Source organism: Paenibacillus sp. OT2-17 (assembly GCF_009827695.1).
Taxonomy (GTDB): Bacteria; Bacillota; Bacilli; order Paenibacillales; family Paenibacillaceae; genus Paenibacillus; species Paenibacillus polymyxa_B.
Window position 1 is genome coordinate 1 of sequence record NZ_WUDQ01000671.1, and the last position, 1807, is coordinate 1807.

The 1807-nt window shown below is 42.8% G+C and carries 2 protein-coding genes; one reads left to right on the top strand and one right to left on the bottom strand.

Features of this window, described 5'->3' with window-relative positions; genetic code table 11:
- Positions 1-449 (top strand): MFS transporter (locus GRP75_RS25960; protein ID WP_160790766.1); only part of this gene is annotated, 449 nt, incomplete at its 5' end.
- Positions 450-642: 193 nt separating this feature from the next.
- On the opposite strand, the gene nrdF is transcribed toward GRP75_RS25960, so the two are convergent.
- Positions 643-1608, bottom strand: coding sequence for a class 1b ribonucleoside-diphosphate reductase subunit beta (nrdF, locus tag GRP75_RS25965; RefSeq protein ID WP_076156972.1), 966 nt, complete (start codon positions 1606-1608; stop codon positions 643-645).
- Positions 1609-1807 lie beyond the last annotated feature (199 nt).

Below are 1807 nucleotides of genomic sequence, written 5' to 3' on the forward strand. Positions count from 1 at the left end.
TTTCAATTATGGGCTTCCAAGACATCATTTCACAAGGTTTCATCATGCCAAAGCTTTTGATAAAACTTAATGATAAACAGATAGCCATTCTTGGAATGGTTTCGGAGATTATAGGCTACAGTCTTATTGCGCTATCTACTTTGTTCTCATTCTATCCTCTTTTTATCGCTGGAATGTTTATATTTGGTTTTGGTGATTCGATCTTTGGGCCTTCATTCAATGGGATGCTCTCCAAGTCTGTCGATTCTAGTGAACAAGGAAGGATTCAAGGAGGTAGTCAATCTATTCAGGCTTTAGCAAGAATGATTGGGCCTATCATTGGAGGTCAAATCTATGTATCACTTGGTCATGCCGCACCCGCTTTTTTGGGTAGGATACTTATAGCAGCGGCAATACCAGTTTTATATAAGCGAACGCAAGTAAATGAGGAGTTTGCAAAAATCCCATAAGCGACTTCCAATGAACAAGATATAGATCGAAATGGTATAGTTCGTCTATATCTTGCACTTCGGAGCGACTGGAATCGAATTTTGCAAAATCCTGAAATATGTAAACTATCTACTTTGTTTACAGTCTGAGCCATCCGCATGCGGATGGCTCTTCATAGTATCACCTTGCTAAATTAATTTCACGTATTTGTACTTATACGCCAAAATTAAAATCATCATCTGTCAGCGGCTCTACATTCATCGCCCGCACATAGCCGTTTCCTTTTTTAGAAAAGAAATCATGCTGCTTAGTGTGGGTGCTGATACCGTTGAATACAATGGGATTAACTTCTTCTTCTTCAAACAGTGGATCAAAGCCCAAGTTCATCATGGCCTTGTTGGCGTTGTAGCGCAAAAAGACTTTCACATCGTCTACGAGTCCAATAGGAGTGTAAATTTGCTCGGTGTATTGTTCCTCGTTATTGTGCAAGTAGCGGAGCAAGCCTACCAGCGTCTGGTAAAGATCACGTTGTTCTTCCTCGGCCAATTCTGCATAAATCTCCTGTGCCAGTACACCTACGTACACACCGTGAATACTTTCATCCCGCAGGATCAAATCGATAATTTCTCCACTGCATGTCAGCTTACCCTGGCCCGCCAGATAAAGAGGGTAGAAGAAGCCGCTATAAAATAAATAGCTTTCTAAAAGCACCGACGCTGCCATCGCGAGATACAGGTCTTTGGGTGTGTGGATATTCATATAATACTGACGAATGGTTTCTGCCTTGGTTTGGAGATGTGAATTTTCTTCCACCCAGCGGAACACACCGTCAATTTCTTCCGTGGAAGCTAGCGTTGTAAAGATGCTACTGTACGACTTGGCATGAATTTGTTCCATCATCGCCATAAAGCTTAGTACGGCTTTGCGTTGCAGTCCGTCCACATGCTCCATAATTTGCGGCATACCCACGCCGCCTTGAATGGTATCCAGTAGCGTCAATCCGCCCAGCACCTTCATGTAGGCTTCTTTTTCGATATCACTGAGGGTTACCCAGGACATTTTATCGTCAGACAACGGGATTTCATCATCCGTCCAAAATTGCATAATGTTCTGGTTCCAGAACATCAGTGTGAAATCATCGTCCGAGCGATTCCAGTTTACAGCTTGTATACCTGTCATTGTTAGCATTCTCCCTTCAGCTTGCGAGATTCCCTGGAAACACATATTGAAATAGTGCAGGCGAATCATCGTATGCTTGACATACGGAAGCTGTATCCGCGAGGGTCTTGTCCAGTCCCGTAAAGGTCTGAACCACACGCTGGATACAGCTTCTAATGCAAAGCATCCATATCTATTCAAAATCTAATTTTTATACTGC